The sequence below is a fragment of the Pilimelia columellifera subsp. columellifera genome (assembly GCF_039532605.1).
Classification (GTDB): Bacteria; Actinomycetota; Actinomycetes; order Mycobacteriales; family Micromonosporaceae; genus Pilimelia; species Pilimelia columellifera.
Map to the genome: position 1 here is coordinate 614,532 of NZ_BAAARY010000001.1, position 15,327 is coordinate 629,858.

Below are 15,327 nucleotides of genomic sequence, written 5' to 3' on the forward strand. Positions count from 1 at the left end.
TGGGAGTTAGGGCCGCGGCACGGACCACGTCGACCGGCGCTTTCGCAGGTCCGCGTGCGAAGATCTCGCGGTGCCGTCGCAGTTCGCCTCCTATCTCCGCGTCTACGAGCCTCTCGCCGCCTTCGACCGGCCGCGGCAGGAGCGGTGGCGGCGGTACATCGACGGTGGTCACGTCGTTGCCCAGTCGGAGGGGCCGGTCCGGCAACGGGCGGCCGTCTGGTCGGCGATGGGGGCGGTCTGGGCCCGGTTGCCTGAGTTGCCGGACGAGGCATATGTGCTGGAGGTCGCCGGCGCCACCCTGGTCTGCCCGTGGAATCTGCGGGTTCGGGTGGCGCAGGCAGCGTTGGTGGCGCGTGACGGCGTGCCCCCGGTGCTCGCGGACGCGTTCGTGCCGCCGGCGCTGGTGAGCCAGGCGCAGCTGCTCGTGGACGAGTGGCGCGACAGCGACGCGGCCGGGGCGGCCGGCGGCCGGCTGCACGAGCAGGTGGCGACCTGGGGCGTTCCGCTGCGCTGGTTCGTGTTCGTGGAGCAGTCCGAGCGGGAGCTGTCGTTGCGGGCGCCGCGCTTCCTGCGGTACCGCACCGAGATCTCCAAGGCCCGGCGCCGGGCGCACCGGGGGGTGTCCGTGCTCCGCAAGTCGGTGGGCGATGCGCCGATCACCGACGCTTTGGAGGAGAGCGCCCGATGGCTGGAGGAGTTCCACCCGCGGTCGGTGGTCGAGTTGGATTACGGCGGCCTGGTCGATCTGCTCACCGACGAGGAGTTGACCGACGACGACTCGCCGAGGCTGGCCGCTGCGGGGCTGACTGGGCTGGGCCGCGGGGAGGCCGGATCGGCGACGTCGGCGTACGAGAAACTGGTCGATCGTTGGCGTGCGGTTCAACTCCAGGAGCGGTGCAACTAATCTTGATATTCCCGCCGGACCGCGGGGCCGGGTAGTCTCACGCTGAACCTGAGTCACGTTCGCGACAGGCGCGCCGTCGTCGAAGCGAGCGCGAGCGGCGACGAGGGCTGCCGTTGACCGGCGCTGGCGGCGTTTGCCGTTGAGCTGGCCAGGGTATCGACGACCGCGATGACGCCCGAGTCGTGTGGATGGTTTCAGCTGGTAAACCGCTGAATAGCAGCGGTCTATTTACCTGCATTTAGATGGATTCGCGGGATAAAACCTGTCAAAAAATGGTCAATCATCATCCATCCATCCACGTACCTTCGACCGTTCGGCCCATGTCGGACATCGTGGACTAGCCGGACCATGAATATGCGTCGACCGGCGGGACCCCGGTTGTCGTTTCATCCCCTTTGGAGGAACTCGATGGCATCGCGTACCCACGAACCAGAGCCGCTGCTGACCCCGGCCGAGGTCGCGTCGATGTTCCGCGTCGACCCGAAGACCGTGACCCGGTGGGCGAAGGCGGGCAAGCTCAGCGCTATCCGGACTCTGGGCGGTCACCGCCGGTACCGGGAGTCCGAGGTACGCGCTCTGTTGCAGGGGCAGATCCCGATGCAGCGTCAGGGCGACTGAACGACGCGATCACCGATCCTGCGCCGGCTGGCGCGTCCGGTGTGAACCTGCTGGGCTGGTGGAAGCGCGGGGCAAATCCGCGCCGCCACCAGCCCTGACGCTTCCACGGGACTGTCCGCGTCAGGCCGCTCCACTCGCGACCTGGTCGGGACCGTGGCGCGTTCGGTGCGGATCAGGCGTCCCCATGGTGGCAATTGCATGAAGGGCGCCCGGCGACTACAACGTTCCGGCGAGGCTTTGGTTACGGGTGTGCGAGCCCTCGGGTCAGTCGCGCCAGCGGCGCGGGTCCAGCAGCTGCGCCGGCAGCTCGGGGATACCGGAGCGGACCCACTCGCGCTCGCTGGTCGTCAACGGATCGCGGCGGGCGAGCAGCACATGGGCGCGCAGTTGGCCGGCGGTCTCCGCACCCACCACCAGGGACGTCACCCAGGGCAGTGACAGCACGTACGCCAGGCACAGGTCGTCCCGGCCGGCGCGGCCGAGTTCGTCGGACATCTTGTCCAACGTCGAGATGAGACTATCGCGGTCCCCGTCGTCAAGCTTGGGCCAGCGCACCGAACGGCCAGCTGCCAGCAGGCCCTGGAGGAAGACGCTGCGGGCCGTCACGACCAGGTCCGGCCGAGCCAGGAGGGCTGTGGTCAGCCCCGGGTCGAGCCACCGGCCGTCGAGGATGTTGCAGGGGAGCTGCAAGTAACCCAGCTCGGGAAGCTCCAGCGCCAACCGCAGCTCCGACGGGTCCTGGACGGAGACCCCGATCCGGTGCGCCTGGCCGTCGGCCAGGTAACGCCGTAGTCGTTGCCAGGCGGCGCCGTGGGCGTACGCGGCGTCCGCGGCGCGGTGCAGCAGCAGGGTGAGCCCGCGTTCCCGGCCGAGTTCGCCCATGCTCCGTCCGACGCTGGCTTCGACCGCCGCCGCGGCGGCCAGGTCCGGCGCGAGACCGACGAATCGCTCGCCGGCGAGCACCTCGGCCAGCGGCGCGATCTTCGTGACGACGTCCAGTCGGGTCGCCGCTTCGAGCTGGTCCGAGGCGAGCGCCCGGAGCGCCGTGCCGACGCGACGTTCGCTGAGGCCGTAGGCGCGGGCGGTGTCGATGTGGGTGACGCCGACCGAGGCCGCGGTTCGCAACAGCTCGACCGTCGTGGGGTCGGCGCCGTCAACGGGTGGGGCCCCGTAGGCGCCGCCGAGCTGGGCGGCGCCGAGCAGCAGCACGGACTGCCGGTATCCGCCGCGCCACCGCTCGGGTAGCCGGGTCGGGAGGGCGGCGGGGGCGTGCGGCATGGGGTCCTCCGTTGCTGTTTTGAGACGGAATAACGGTACCAACACCATTTTTCTATGAATCGTGCCGGTTAGATGGGTTTGGTCCCTAATCTCGCTGTGGTGGCCGCCCACCCCCGGCTGCTGAACCTCATCGGCAGCCTCTGCGTCGGCGGCGTCGCCGCCGCCATGGCCCTTGGCCTGCCCGCGCTCGATCGGGCGCTGCCCGCCGAACGTCGACCGCCCGCCGACCGTCCTTACCTGGTCGGCGCCGGGGTCCGCCTGCTCCCACCCGAAGGCGCCCTCCTCGACCTCACCGCGACCCGGCCCGGACCGCGCGCCGGCGCGGTCCGGTTCCAGCTGGGCGCGGTCCGGATCGTCGTCGTCGCCGGCCCGTTCAGCGGCGACCTGGCAGCCGCCGAGCGGCGCCTCCGCCGCAAGATCACTGCGCGACGCGGTGTGCAGGTGACCGGGCCGCAGGCCCCCACCAGCACCGATGCCGGCGTGCCCGGTCTGAGCGGCGGATACGCCAGCCCAGGCCGGATCGGCCGGTTCCAGGTCTTCCTGCACCGGGGCATCGCCGTCGAGATCACCGTCAGCGGTGCTGAGAGCGACCTGGGGGCCGTCATCGACCGCGTGGACGCCAGCGCCCGCTCGCTCGCCTTCCGGACCGGACGGTGAGCATCGAACCGGACCCACCGGCAGCCATCGGGCCGAACGCGACAGTCGACATCGGCCCGAGACAGATCAGCAACGTCGGCCTGGCCCGCAGCGCCCGCAGCGCCCCGGTCCGACCCGCGCCGCCCGGCCTCGACCTCGGCAACCCGCTGCTGCTGCCTGCGTTCTGGCTCACCATCATCCTGATGGGACTGGGCGCGGCCAAGGTCGGCGGTGTGCTGCACGAGGCCGGGCAACGGCACCCCACCGCCACCGCGGCGGCCATCATCATGTTCGCCATCTACGCCGTGCCGTTCTGGAGTCTGCTCGGCGCCCTCGACTATCTCGAACGCGAGCCACCCGCGCTCACCGCCACCGCCTTCGCCTGGGGATGCCTGGTCGCCACCGCGCTCGCTCTGGACGCCGGAACCGCCCTCCACGACATCATCGCCAAGACGATCTCCCCGGCGTTCGCTGTCGAGTGGGGGCCCGCGTTGGCCGGGGCCGCTGTCGAGGAGGTAGCCAAGCTGCTCGGCATCCTGGTGATAGTCCTGATCGCCCGGGAACACATCAACAGCGTCCTCGACGGTTTCGTGTACGGAGCGCTGGTCGGGCTGGGGTTCCAGATCGTCGAGAACATGATCTACGCGACGAGCGCGGTGGCGCTCGCCGGCCGCGGCGACCAGATCGACCCGGTCGTCACCACTTTCCTGCTCCGTGGATTCCTCGCCGGGCTGTGGAGCCACACGCTGTTCAGTGGGCTTGCCGGGCTGGGGGTGGGGTACTTCGTGGTCCGGACCCAGCGGTCCCGCCCCACCCGGATCGCCATGATCGGGCTGGCGCTGCTCGGCGCCTGGGCCTGTCACGCCTTGTGGAACAGCCCGTTCTGGGCTGACGGCTTCGGGCAGGGCCCGCTGGGCATCCTGGTGGTGCTTGTCCTCAAAGGAAGCCCGGCTCTGGGCATGATCCTGCTGGTGGTGTGGTCGGCGCACTCCCGCGAGGCCGCCTACTACCTGCACCAACTCGACGCGCTCGGGGACCGGCATGTCATCACCCCCGACGAGCTGCGCGCCCTCGGCAGCGGTCGGCTGCGGGCGCAGGCCCGACGCCGGGCGTCGGCGCGGGCAGGACACCGGGCGGCCCGCGCCGTGCGCGGTCTCCAGACGGCACAGGCACGGCTGGCGGTGGCCCTCAGCCGAGCAGCCGTCGCCGGCCCGGAGTCGACGCAGGCCGACGCGGATGTCAGCCACTGTCATCGTGAGGTGCTGCTGCGCCGGGCGAGACTGGAGGAGCTCGGACACCCGGAAGCGACTGCTGGAAACGTCAGCGCCGTGCTGCCGCGGATGGCGATCGCCACCGCCGTCGGGCTCGTCGCGCTGGCCGCGATCTGGGCGGCTATCCAGGCCATCGGGCCGGCCTGAGCGGCCCACGCGACGCGGGTCCGCAGGACCGCCCGGCCCGGAGCCAGGTCCCGTCAGCGGCGCCGGTTCAGGACCGAAGGTTGATGTTCTCCTGCGCCATGGCCCGGATGACGGCGGCTGACTCGGACAGTCCGATCACGAGGACCGAGTCGGGGGCGAACCCGCGGACCTCGCGGGCGCCGGCGCCGAAGTCGACCGGGCCGTCGCCGGTCAGCGGGTACCGCATCGTCTTGATGTGATCCTCGGAACGCCCGGCGCTCAGCAGCGCGGCGCGGACGTTCTCCTGTAGGCCCACCCCGTACGCGTCGTCCCGGGCGATGATGACGACCTTCTGGGCGCCGTCCCGCATGATCACGTCAGCGAGGGCGGTGCCCTGGAGGGCGTCCGAGGGCGCGGTCCGGAAGTACAGGCCCTCGTCCTGCGCCGAGCTGAGATCGGCCGCGGTGTTCGACGGGGAGAAGAGCACGAGGCCGGCGCGGACCACGTCCGGCAGCACCGCCCGCGCCACACCCGACGTGGCCGGGCCGATGATGACGTTGACATCCCGGGCGATGTGGGCAGCGACCGTGCGCTTCGCCACCTCCGGCTTGGTGCCGTCGTCGCCGTCCAGCCACTGGACCGAGGCGCCGAGCGCCCCACCGGCGGCGTTGACCTCCTGGATCGCCAGGGCCGCGCCGGCGCGCATCGGCGGGAAGACGTTCGCGCCGTCGCCGGTCTGCGGCAGCAGCCCGCCGATCCGCAGCGGCCCCCCGCCCGAGGCGGTCCCGGATGTCGCCGGCGCCTGGGCCCGGCTGCTGGCCGTCTCGTCCCCCGCGCCGACGAACTCGGTCTTGCCGTCGTCGATCTGGTCCCGTTCGCCGAAGTGCAGGGTGGCGTACGAGGCGGTCGACGGCTCGCCGGCGTCAGTGAAGCCCGAACGGCGCAACGACATGCCCCGATAGCGGAGGTCACGCCCCTTGGTCGCCAGTTTCAGACATGACTTGACGGTGTCGCACAGCTCGCCGCCGTTGGTGACGGAGTTGACGAACCTCGCCAGTTGCCGGGAGTCGCTGGTGCCGGCCAGCTCCGCGGCCAGGACGCTGATGACGACCGCGTCGTACGCCTCGGCGGAGTAGGTGAAGTCGGTGAGCTTGTCGTCGACCGCGCGTAGGCGGCTCTTGAAGTCCTCCGGCAGCTGGGTCAGCGGTGTGGTGCCCTTCATGCCGGCGAGCGCGCCCGGGGTCTGGGCGAACGACTCGCCGAACGAGTTGTTCATGTTGCCGTCGGCGCCGTAGATGCGGACGTTCATCGGGGCGCCGCGACCCTCCGCGGAGCTGTCAGAGCAGCCGCCAGCGGCGAGCAGCGTCAGCGACGCGGCCAGGAGGGCGGCGCCTGCCGAGCGACGAGATCGCATGAACGACTGTCTCCCTCCCGAAGAGTCACCAGCGAAGATTACCCCTCGCCGATGGGTTGCGCACCGGCTGATCGGGGGTGTGATTAGAGCCGGGTTGACCTCGCTCCCTACCGTGGCAGGCGTGATCCAGTTGAGTGATGACGCGGTGTGCGATGCGACACAGATTCTGGCGTACGCCGCGGACGGGGATCATCCGGCGGTCGTGCTCCAAGAGGTACGGAGCGTGATCGAACGGTCAGGTTTGGGCGCCGTCTATGATGTCGTGTTATGTCTGGCCGACACTGTGCTCAGTGACCGGACCCTCGCCGGCCCGCCGGCGGCCGGGTGCGCGCTGAGCTTCCCGGGCATCGATGCCGCGCCCTACGACCTGCGTTGGACCGCCCGCTTCCTCAGCGCTTACGCCTGCGCCGACGCCGACACCCACGCCGCCCTGTTCGGGGCCGCCGCGGACGACGGCCGGCTAGTCGAGTGCGTCGCCGCCCTGGCCGCCTCCACGGTGGCCACGCTGCGGCTGGCGGCCTGACGTCCAGACCGCGCCCGCGCTGGCCGCGACCACCAGAGCCACCGCCGCCCAGCCGCCGGGCCCCAGCATCTGCCCCAACAGCAGCCAGCCCGCCAGCGCCGCCACCGCCGGCGCCAGGCTCATCAGCACCGCAAATGTCGCGGCGGGCAGCCGTCGCAGCGCCAGCAGCTCCAATGAGTACGGCAGCGCCGAGGAAAGCAAGGCGACCACCGCGCCCCAACCCAGAACGGCCGGACGAAGGAGGTCGGCGCCGGCGGTCGCGATTCCCAGCGGCAGACTCAGCACAGCGCCGACCGTCATCGCCATCGCCAGGCCGTCGACCCGGGGGAACCTCGCCCCCGCCCGCGCGGACAGCAGGATGTAGGCGGCCCACATGGCCGCCGCCCCGAGCGCGAAGGCCGTCCCCGCCGCCGTCAGCTCTCCGTAACCCCCACCGCCGAGTAGCGCGACCCCGGCGAGCGCCAGACCCGCCCACAGCCAGCGGACGGCCCCCCGGGAGCCGAACACCGCGACAGCCAACGGGCCCAGCACCTCGATCGTCACCGCCGGTCCAAGCGGAATCCGGGCGATGGCCTCATAGAAGAGCAGGTTCATGGCGCCGAGCGCCGTGCCGAAACCAGCCACCACCGCCCAGTCGGACCGACCGTGGCCGCGGAGCCTGGGCCGGAACAGGACCAGCAGCAGGACCGCCGAGACGGACAACCGCAACGCCGCGACGCCGGTGGGCCCCACCTGCGGAAAGAGCAGCGTGGCGACGGCGGACCCGACCTGTTGCCCAGCCATCCCGCCGGCGACCAGCCCGACAGCCTTGGCCGTCCCGGCCACCGGGGCGGCGCCCGGTGGGGCGGCGCCGGACGGCCCCGCCGGTCCCGGCAGCTGCTCCATGCGCCGAGGTTAGCGTCCCGGACGAGCCGACAATGACGGCCCTGCGGCCGGTGTGGTGACGGTCGTCAGCTCCGGGCTCTGTCGATGGCCGACTGGAGCGAATCGCGGTACGAACTGCTGGTGAAGGTGGCACCGGAGACGGCGTCGATGGCGGCGCTCTGCGCGGTGAGCACCGCCGCGTTCAGCCGGGGCACAGCCCGGCTGTTGATCAGCGCTGAGGTCGGCGCGTTGTCGGGGAAGGTCGCCGTCGACCTGATGATCCTGCCGTTGTCGACGATGATGGTGACCTGGACGGTCCCGTACACGTTTCTGTCGCCGTCACCCCGGAAGACGCCGCTGGGCTCGCTCGGCCGGCTGGGGGTCCGGCTCGGCGTCGGCCTGGACGTGGGTTCGCCGGTAGGCGACGGGCTCGGCCGGTCGCTCGGCGAGCTGGTCGGCTCAGCCGACGAGCTTTCCGACGGCGATGCCGACGGCGACAATGACGCCGAGGGCGACGGCGAGGCGTCGTCGCGGCCGGGGTTCCCGTCAACCGGCAGGGTGCTGGGCTGGTCGTCGGCCGCGGGCCGTCCGGCATCGTCGGCTGCGAGCGCCACCGGCGTGACCCCGAGCTTGGCGCCGGCCAGGATCGCGACGCCGGCCAACGCGCCGATAATCGCCCCTGTGGTCCGGTTCATGGCGCGCCTCCTGAATTTCAGTTCTCGAATGGATCGACGTGGATCTGCCGCCTGGGCACCCCGAGCCGGCGCAGGGTACGGACCAGCCTCCGGATCAGCTTGGGCGGCCCGCAGAGGTAGACATCGCGCTCAGGCAGGCGTGGCGCCAGGTCCCGCAGGCCGTCGGCGCTGAAGGCGTACCGGGGTTCGCGGTCCTTGCGGCCGCCGGTGACGTAACGGACGGTCAGTCCGCGCTGGACCTTCAGGCCCTGCAACTCCCTGTCGAAGATCACGTCGCGGGTGTCGCGGGCCCGGTACACAAGAACGGTGTCCGGGGGCATCTTCTCGGCAAGCGCACGGATCGGCGCGATCCCGTCGCCGACAGCCACCAGCAGGGCGCGGTCGCGTACCCGCCGATCGGGAGTGAAGTCGCCGCCCGGTCCGTACGCCCAGACCCGCGTGCCGGCCCGGAGGCTCTTGAAACGCGCGGCCCGGCGGCCGACCACCCTGACAGTGATCCGTAGCCACTGCTCATCCGGCGGCGCCGAGAGCGAGAGCGGGCGTGCGTGCCGCCACAGGCCGCCGGTGAGGAAACGCCATCGGAAATGCTGTCCGGCCTGGCCGAACCGGTCGAGCCGCCGGCCCGTCAGGTAGATCGAGACAGTGTCGGGGGATTCGGTCCGCACATGGGACACCCGCAACCGGTGCCGCAGGTTGAACCAGATCGGGGCAATGAACCGCCCCCAGACCAGGCAGGCCAGAGCCGTCGCGTAGAGGCCGACCCAATACCAGTAGCCATAGCCCTCCCGGACGTCGGCCCCGCCAGCGAACTGGTGTCCGAACCCCAGCAGGAGCACCGCGTAGGTGCCGCGGTGCAGCAGCAGCCGGACCCCGTACGGCAGGCAACGCCGGACGACGCGGATCGCGGTCAACGCGATCACCGCCAGGAGGCCCGCGGCGACGAAAGCGTTCCGCAGGTCGTCGTCGGCGCCGATGAGGCCCTTGCCCGCCGCGACGACGTCGACCCCCTGGGCGGTGGCCCTCGGCACGACGATTACGGCGGCGTGCGCGAGGGTGACGAGCAGCAACGGCAGGCCCAGTCCGTGGCGCCACCGCAGCAGGTCACGGGACCCGACGGAGTTCTCCAACCAGGCCATGCGGCTCGCCAGAACAACCTGCGTCAGCAGCAGTTGGCCGGTGACCAACCCGGTGACCCGCGCCAGCGCCCCGAGCCGCAGGTCCGGATCGAGCAGGTCGGCCGGATCGCTGCGGAGCCACCACACCGCGACGCTGCCGGCCAACGTCGCCCAGAACAGGAGGACGAGCAGAATCCGGTCGCCGGCGCGGTTGACGGGCCGCGACGGCGCTGGCGCGGCGGGGGCCGCGGGCGCCCGGCGTTTCGCCCGCGGCGTCGACGTGACGGGGACCCGTGGCCGGTGCGGACGCACGTTCGGCTCGCCGACTCGGTGCCGGCCCGACGTGGGCGCCTCGGCGACCCGGTGCTGGCCCGTGGCCGGCGGCTCGCCGAACAGCCCCACGCGCGGAGCATGGTGGAAGCCCATGTAGTCACCCGCCTTCCGCGCCGCCGACACCGCCCTGAACTGGGCTGACGTCCACACAAAGACTCACGCGGTTCTACGGGTGTTGGTTCGGAACAGGGCCGACGGATGTCGGTCAGCCCACGGGACGATCAAGCACTTCCTGGACCATCGCCAGCAAATCGGTCTCGGTGAAGGGCTTCGACAACAGGACCACGCCGTCGTCCAGCGTCCCCTGGGCCGTGAGCACCGGCTCGGCGTACCCGGACATGAACATCACCCGCAGGCCGGGCCGCAGCGCCGTCGCCCGCTCGGCGACCTCCCGCCCCAGCATCGTCGGCATGATCACATCGGTGATGAGCAGTTCGATCGCCCGGTCGGGCTGCTCCAGCAGCCGCAGCGCGTCGGGGCCGTTGTCGGTGGTCAGCACCACGTAATTGTGGCGCTCCAGGATCCGGCGGGTGACCTCGCCCAGCGCTCGCTCGTCCTCGACGACCAACACCGTCTCCCCCCGGCCCCGCCGCGGCCGGGCGACCGCCGGCGGCGGAGGCTCCGCGGCATCGTCGGTGACAGGAAACAACGCCGTCACCGTCGTGCCGCGCGCCGTCTCCGAGCGCAGCCACACATGGCCGCCGGCCTGCGTGATGATCCCGTACACGGTGGCGAGCCCCAAACCCGTCCCCTCGCCCTTGGGCTTGGTCGTGAAGAACGGGTCGAACGCGTGGGCGGCGACCTCCGGAGGCATCCCCGTGCCGGAGTCGGTCACCCGCAGCCGCACATAACGGCCCGGCTGGACAGACGGCTGCTGGGACTGGAACGCCCCGTCCACCTCAAGATTGTCGGTCTCGATCACCAGCCGGCCGCCGGACGGCATCGCGTACCGGGAGTTCACCGCCAGGTTCATCAGGACCTGCTCCAACTGACCCGGGTCCGCCCGCACCAGCCACAGGTCGTGCCCCAGCGACGTGCTCAGCTCCACATGCTCGGCCAGCGTCCGCCGCAACAGCGCCTGGACCTCCTCCACCGCGGCGTTCAACGAGATCACCTGCGGTCGGACGACCTCGCGGCGTCCGAACGTCAGCAGTTGATGCGTGAGGGCGCTCGCCCGCCTCGCCGCCCGCTGGATCTGCTCCAGGTCCCGACGCGCGTCCTGCCACCGCAGATCACCCTCGTCCATCGCCTGGTTCAACTCCTCGGCGATGAACTCCCCGTAGTTGAGGATCACGCCGAGCAGGTTGTTGAAGTCGTGGGCGACCCCACCGGCGAGCTGCCCCAGACTCTCCAACCGCTGGGTCTGCTGCAGCCGGGACTCCAGACGCTCGCGCTCGGCCTGAGCCTTGAGGCGCTCGCGTTCGACGGTCGCCTCGATCCGGTCGGTCACGTCGCGAATCGACGCCGACACCAGCAGACCGTCCTCGGACTCGAACGAGCTGAGGCTGATCTCGGCCGGGAACTCGCTGCCGTCCTTGCGCCGGGCCCACAGCTGCTTGTTGTTGTGCCCCATCGGACGGGGGCGCGGGTCGGCGAAGTAGCGATCCCGCAGCTGAGGGTGCGACGGTCGGTTGCCGGTCGGCACCAGCGTCTCGACGGGCTGTCCGAGCAGCTCGTCCCGCCGGTAGCCGAGCAGCGCCTCGGCCTGGGCGTTGGCCAACACGATCCTGCCGTCCACCGCGACCCCGACGATCGCGTCCGGGGCGGCTTCCAGGAGACCCTGGAACTTCGCCTCGGAGAGCTCCTGCTTGGTGAGGTCGCGGGAGACCGAGGCGGCGCCGATGATCCGCCCGAGCCGGTCGTAGACGGGCGAGATGCTCACTGAAACGATCATTATTCGGCCATCGGCGTTGCGACGGCGCATCCGGCGCCGGTCGATCCGCTCGCCCCGGGCGATCCGGTCCAGCAACTCCCGCTCCTGGTCGTGCTGGTCATCAGGGACGATCGCGAAGATCCGCTTGCCGACGATCTCGGCCGCCGGGTACCCGTAGATCCGCTCCGCGGCGGCGTTCCAGCTGGTAATTGTCCCGTCGAGGGTGCGGCTGACCACGGCGTCGTGCGAAGATTCGACGATCGACGCGAGCAACGCCTGGGCCTGGGCCTGGGCGAGCCGGTCGGAGACGTCACGGACCGCCGCGGCGACCATCCGGCCATGTGGCGTGGCGATCGTCGAGAGGCTTATCTCGGCCGGGAACTCAGTGCCGCCCTTGCGCCGGGCTGCCAGCGGAGCGCCATGCCCCATCGGCCGCGGCCGGCCGTCGAGCTGGTACTCGTGGCGATGGCTCGGGTGCTGGCTCCGCGCGGCGTCCGGGACCAGAATCTCGACCAGCTCGCCGACCAACTCGTCGCGACGGTAGCCGAACAGCCGCTCCGCCTGGGCGTTGATCAGCTGGATGTAACCCGTTTCGTCCACCAGCAGAATGGCGTCAGGAGCGGCCTCGAGGAGTTGGGCCGTCAGCAGCTGGTTCTGCTCCACGGGCACCTCCAAGAGCTGCTTCGTTACCGTGTGATTTCAACCATATACTCAGGGTAAACTGGTGGCGAGAGATGTTCGTTTATCGGCCCTCTTCGGGCAGACCACAGATCGCATCCAACGCAGCGCGCCGAACCGCTCCACCCCGGCGGCCAGACGCCCCGCTACCGTGAGCCGGTGGCTAGCTTCCGAGGTACCGGCTCCCTGATCCTCTCCGACGGCGCCACCGTGCCCGTCACCGTCGACCTGCGCTCGCGCACCGACGGAACCGTCAGAGTCTGGGGTGGCCACATCACCGCCGTCGATGACCTGACCGCTGCCGCCCTCACCCGCAACATCGGCAACGTCATCACGCTGACCCTCGACATCGGAGAGCAGGGACAAGTCCTCATCCGTCAGCTCGACAACGGCGCCGCCGAGGTCGCAGGGGCCGGCCCCGCCCCGTTCTGAGCCGCGGGCAGGACAACGGCCGGTGTCGCCCCGGCGCGACCGGTGACTGGGCAGGCTGGCTGACCCACAGCGCAGGGCGGCGCCACCAGACAGGCGCTGACGCGTCGCAGCGCCACCTGGCCGTCGCGCCGCCCGCCCAGGTCCGGGTTGGACCAGATTCGTCAGCGCGCTCGCATTCCAGTGCGGGACTCCGGTGACGTCGCGCTCCGCGAGCAGCGCACGGGAACCCCGACATCGTTCGTTCTTGCGGGTCGAGCTGAACCGTCGCATCGGATCGTGCCGCAGCCGGAACCGGTCGTGGACGGTGCCCCGCCAAACTGCCGGCGAGCCGAAGATCGGCATCGTCGTCCCACTGTGGCAACGCGAAGGTCGTGTAGTGACCGCCCAAATGAGACAACGACCGACTGGAGCCTGTCCCTGCGCAGGGCCGCTCCAGCTCCGGGCTGGCGTGCGCGCCGACGGCGCGGTCCCCGCCTATGGGTTGCCGAACGCCAGCCGGCCCGGCTGGCGGATTGCCACCCGTTTCCAGATGCCACTGACATACAGATGATGGGGAGTGCGCCGGCTACCACGGAACGACCAGATGGTCCGGCGCCCGGGGCGCTCCTGTCGAGACTGAGCAGGGGCGGCTCGTTCCTGGCGCAACGCCTCGGCCACCGTGCCCAGAATGCTCTTGCTGGCGATGCGGCTGGTGTGTTGCTGCGAGGTTCGTGGTGGCCAGGGGCGGGGTCGAACCGCCGACCTTCCGATTTTCAGTCGGACGCTCGTACCAACTGAGCTACCTGGCCGTGTGCGCATGCGCCGGGTAAGGATAACAGAGCCCGTGGTGTGTCCTTGGCGGGGGGCCAGCGGCGGAGTCGCGCGCTTTGCCCCGCTTGCTGTGACGTTCAGTAGCGAAACCTGCCCTTCGTCGTTACGTGTTGTGATTGTGTTGTGGGTGAGTTGCCCGTGCTGTTCCCGGGTCCGGGCAGCGGTGTGCGTGTCCCGGTTGGGCGATGTTTGTGGGTGGGGAATCCGTGCTGGTGGGCGCTGGTCCGTCTGGGCGCCTGTCGGTGGGTCGACATCCGAGCACGTGGGGAGCACGCGGGAGACCAGTGTGGTCGGTCAACGTTGGTTGCTGTGGGCGACGAGTAGACCGTGGGCCAAGCGCTGACTGTGGCGCACGGGTGCCGGTTCTTCGTCTGTCCGGCCTGCGGGATTGGACTCGAACGCCGAGGGTTGTGGGTAGGCCCTCAGGTGGGTGGGGGGTTAGAGTTGTGACCGGCTGCGGCGGGGTGCGTTGACGGGGGCGGTGGCCGTCTCGTGGCAACTCGCGGGCCGCTTCGCTGACGGCCAGTTCATGGAGGTTCCCGGGGTGGGTGTCCTGCCGGTCGTGGCGGCGGGCGCGATGAGGGTAGTGCTGGCCACTACGAACCCCATGATCCGCGAGACACGCCCTAGCCGGGTGTCTGACCGTGATGGCGATTGTCTCCAGCGGCGAGCCCTTGTTGAGCTTGGTCATCCGCTTCTGGCTTGACGAGAGGTGCGTCCGCTCGTGCCGAGGAACGAGTGTCCACCCTTTGGTTGGATGAGGCCATGGAAACGAGCGACGCCGAGCCGTCCCCAGATTGTTTTCGGCTCACGGTAGACGGTGATGTCTTCGACGTTGCGTACGACCCGACGCAGCCAGGCGCCTATCACTACACCCGAGTCACCGGCCCTGCGCCGGGTTATGGGTTCACCAGCCGGCGGTCGGATCACGGCAGAAACACGACAGCGGAGCACGTGGAGGCTATTCGGTCCTTCCTCGACGTGTTGGACCCCGTGACCGGTTACATGGAGGATGACCCAGACGACGACGGCGAGGATGACACCGTCGAGCAGTGACGCTGCGCCGGTGCTCCAATTGGCCGGACCCCTACACGGTCCCATCCGCCCATGCCGCTGGTGGCGCGGTGAGCCGCCCAAGGAGTTGACTGGTCACATGCGTATCTCACGAGTGGTCCCGAACCTGACTGTCAGCACCCGTGATGACCTCGACGAAGCAGTAACGCGACACTCAGTGGTCCTCGGCCTGCGGGTACTTATGGACCACGGCTGGATCGTGACCCTCGGGGACGGTGAGGGACACCAACTCAGCGTCATGACGCGCGACGCGTCCGCACCGCTAAACCCAGACGTATCGATCTTCGTGGACGGCGTCCACGAAGCCTACGAGCGGGCGATCTCAGCGGGCGTGGAGGTCGTGCACCCGGTCACCGAGGAGGCTTGGGGCGTGACGAGGTTCTTCTACCGTGACCACACCGGCCGCGTGATCAACGTCGGTATGCACTCCATGCAGGGGCAGGCCAGCTGAACAGACGACTCTGCCGCATGGAGGCGCGCGGTCCAGTCACGCCACACCTCCGGCGAGGGGTGGTCCAGCGGCCCTACCCTTACCTCATGCGGGTTACAGGAACCGATGAGCGGAACCTGGTCCAAGAGGGCGCCGGTGCGAACTTCGTGGTGTTCATCTACGAGGGTGGTGACGGGGCGAACGAGCCCTGGTCGGTGGACAGCTACTTGCTGACTGACACAGACCTGCCCCA

General features: G+C 70.2%; 14 protein-coding genes and 1 tRNA gene. 8 read left to right on the plus strand and 7 right to left on the minus strand.

Annotation, left to right across the window (positions count from 1 at the left end; genetic code table 11):
* The first annotated feature begins 70 nt into the window (after window positions 1-70).
* Both ABD287_RS02865 and ABD287_RS02870 read left to right on the plus strand, forming a co-directional pair.
* The gene (locus tag ABD287_RS02865) at window positions 71-904 is read left to right on the plus strand and encodes a DUF8083 family protein (protein ID WP_344167626.1); all 834 of its coding nucleotides are present in this window, start codon (window positions 71-73) and stop codon (window positions 902-904) included.
* 408 nt (window positions 905-1,312) lie between these two features.
* Window positions 1,313-1,522: a BldC family transcriptional regulator gene (locus tag ABD287_RS02870; protein ID WP_189115003.1), complete on the plus strand. Its 210-nt coding sequence runs from the start codon at window positions 1,313-1,315 to the stop codon at window positions 1,520-1,522.
* A 264-nt stretch (window positions 1,523-1,786) separates the two neighbouring features.
* Here ABD287_RS02870 and ABD287_RS02875 read toward each other — a convergent pair whose 3' ends face one another.
* Complete coding sequence (locus ABD287_RS02875; protein ID WP_344167633.1) at window positions 1,787-2,800, minus strand: aldo/keto reductase; 1,014 nt, start codon at window positions 2,798-2,800, stop codon at window positions 1,787-1,789.
* 99 nt (window positions 2,801-2,899) lie between these two features.
* On the opposite strand from ABD287_RS02875, the gene ABD287_RS02880 reads away from it, so the two are divergent.
* Together ABD287_RS02880 and ABD287_RS02885 are read left to right on the plus strand one after the other, a co-directional pair.
* Window positions 2,900-3,457 (plus strand): hypothetical protein, encoded by a 558-nt coding sequence (locus ABD287_RS02880; RefSeq protein WP_344167636.1) that lies wholly within the window; start codon window positions 2,900-2,902, stop codon window positions 3,455-3,457.
* Complete coding sequence (locus tag ABD287_RS02885) at window positions 3,454-4,854, plus strand: PrsW family intramembrane metalloprotease (protein ID WP_344167639.1); 1,401 nt, start codon at window positions 3,454-3,456, stop codon at window positions 4,852-4,854. The genes ABD287_RS02880 and ABD287_RS02885 overlap by 4 nt, the downstream gene beginning before the upstream one ends.
* Before the next feature lie 67 nt (window positions 4,855-4,921).
* Here ABD287_RS02885 and ABD287_RS02890 read toward each other — a convergent pair whose 3' ends face one another.
* Window positions 4,922-6,247 carry an ABC transporter substrate-binding protein gene (locus tag ABD287_RS02890; RefSeq protein ID WP_344167642.1) on the minus strand — a complete coding sequence of 442 codons (1,326 nt, stop codon included), beginning with the start codon at window positions 6,245-6,247 and terminating at the stop codon, window positions 4,922-4,924.
* Window positions 6,248-6,368: 121 nt separating this feature from the next.
* Here ABD287_RS02890 and ABD287_RS02895 point away from each other — a divergent pair, with 121 nt between their 5' ends.
* Window positions 6,369-6,770, plus strand: a complete 402-nt coding sequence (locus tag ABD287_RS02895; RefSeq protein WP_344167645.1) for a hypothetical protein — start codon at window positions 6,369-6,371, stop codon at window positions 6,768-6,770.
* Here ABD287_RS02895 and ABD287_RS02900 read toward each other — a convergent pair.
* From ABD287_RS02900 to ABD287_RS02915, 4 genes are all read right to left on the minus strand, one after another.
* The gene (locus tag ABD287_RS02900; RefSeq protein WP_344167648.1) at window positions 6,708-7,655 is read right to left on the minus strand and encodes an EamA family transporter; all 948 of its coding nucleotides are present in this window, start codon (window positions 7,653-7,655) and stop codon (window positions 6,708-6,710) included. The genes ABD287_RS02895 and ABD287_RS02900 overlap by 63 nt on opposite strands.
* A gap of 65 nt (window positions 7,656-7,720) precedes the next feature.
* Window positions 7,721-8,329 (minus strand): FMN-binding protein, encoded by a 609-nt coding sequence (locus tag ABD287_RS02905; protein ID WP_344167651.1) that lies wholly within the window; start codon window positions 8,327-8,329, stop codon window positions 7,721-7,723.
* 17 nt (window positions 8,330-8,346) lie between these two features.
* Window positions 8,347-9,846, minus strand: coding sequence for a ferredoxin reductase family protein (locus ABD287_RS02910; RefSeq protein WP_344167654.1), 1,500 nt, complete (start codon window positions 9,844-9,846; stop codon window positions 8,347-8,349).
* 136 nt (window positions 9,847-9,982) lie between these two features.
* On the minus strand, window positions 9,983-12,313 hold the full coding sequence (locus ABD287_RS02915; protein WP_344167657.1) for a hybrid sensor histidine kinase/response regulator: 2,331 nt from the start codon (window positions 12,311-12,313) through the stop codon (window positions 9,983-9,985).
* Window positions 12,314-12,487: 174 nt separating this feature from the next.
* Between ABD287_RS02915 and ABD287_RS02920 the strand changes: the two genes are divergently transcribed.
* Window positions 12,488-12,760 (plus strand): hypothetical protein, encoded by a 273-nt coding sequence (locus ABD287_RS02920; RefSeq protein ID WP_344167659.1) that lies wholly within the window; start codon window positions 12,488-12,490, stop codon window positions 12,758-12,760.
* Between the two features lie 711 nt (window positions 12,761-13,471).
* Here the strand turns inward: ABD287_RS02920 and ABD287_RS02925 are convergent.
* Window positions 13,472-13,548: transfer RNA gene (locus ABD287_RS02925), tRNA-Phe, on the minus strand.
* Between the two features lie 787 nt (window positions 13,549-14,335).
* On the opposite strand from ABD287_RS02925, the gene ABD287_RS02930 reads away from it, so the two are divergent.
* Entirely contained in the window at window positions 14,336-14,626 is a 291-nt protein-coding gene (locus ABD287_RS02930) for a hypothetical protein (protein ID WP_344167662.1), read from the plus strand.
* A 97-nt stretch (window positions 14,627-14,723) separates the two neighbouring features.
* Window positions 14,724-15,095, plus strand: coding sequence for a VOC family protein (locus ABD287_RS02935; protein ID WP_344167665.1), 372 nt, complete (start codon window positions 14,724-14,726; stop codon window positions 15,093-15,095).
* Window positions 15,096-15,327 lie beyond the last annotated feature (232 nt).

Bases quoted from the DNA above. Each gene is read 5' to 3' on its own strand.
- ABD287_RS02890 (WP_344167642.1), bottom strand. From the start codon at position 6,247: ATGCGATCTCGTCGCTCGGCAGGCGCCGCCCTCCTGGCCGCGTCGCTG.
- ABD287_RS02935 (WP_344167665.1), top strand. From the start codon at position 14,724: ATGCGTATCTCACGAGTGGTCCCGAACCTGACTGTCAGCACCCGTGAT.
- ABD287_RS02900 (WP_344167648.1), bottom strand. From the start codon at position 7,655: ATGGAGCAGCTGCCGGGACCGGCGGGGCCGTCCGGCGCCGCCCCACCG.
- ABD287_RS02905 (WP_344167651.1), bottom strand. From the start codon at position 8,329: ATGAACCGGACCACAGGGGCGATTATCGGCGCGTTGGCCGGCGTCGCG.
- ABD287_RS02870 (WP_189115003.1), top strand. From the start codon at position 1,313: ATGGCATCGCGTACCCACGAACCAGAGCCGCTGCTGACCCCGGCCGAG.
- ABD287_RS02875 (WP_344167633.1), bottom strand. From the start codon at position 2,800: ATGCCGCACGCCCCCGCCGCCCTCCCGACCCGGCTACCCGAGCGGTGG.
- ABD287_RS02930 (WP_344167662.1), top strand. From the start codon at position 14,336: ATGGAAACGAGCGACGCCGAGCCGTCCCCAGATTGTTTTCGGCTCACG.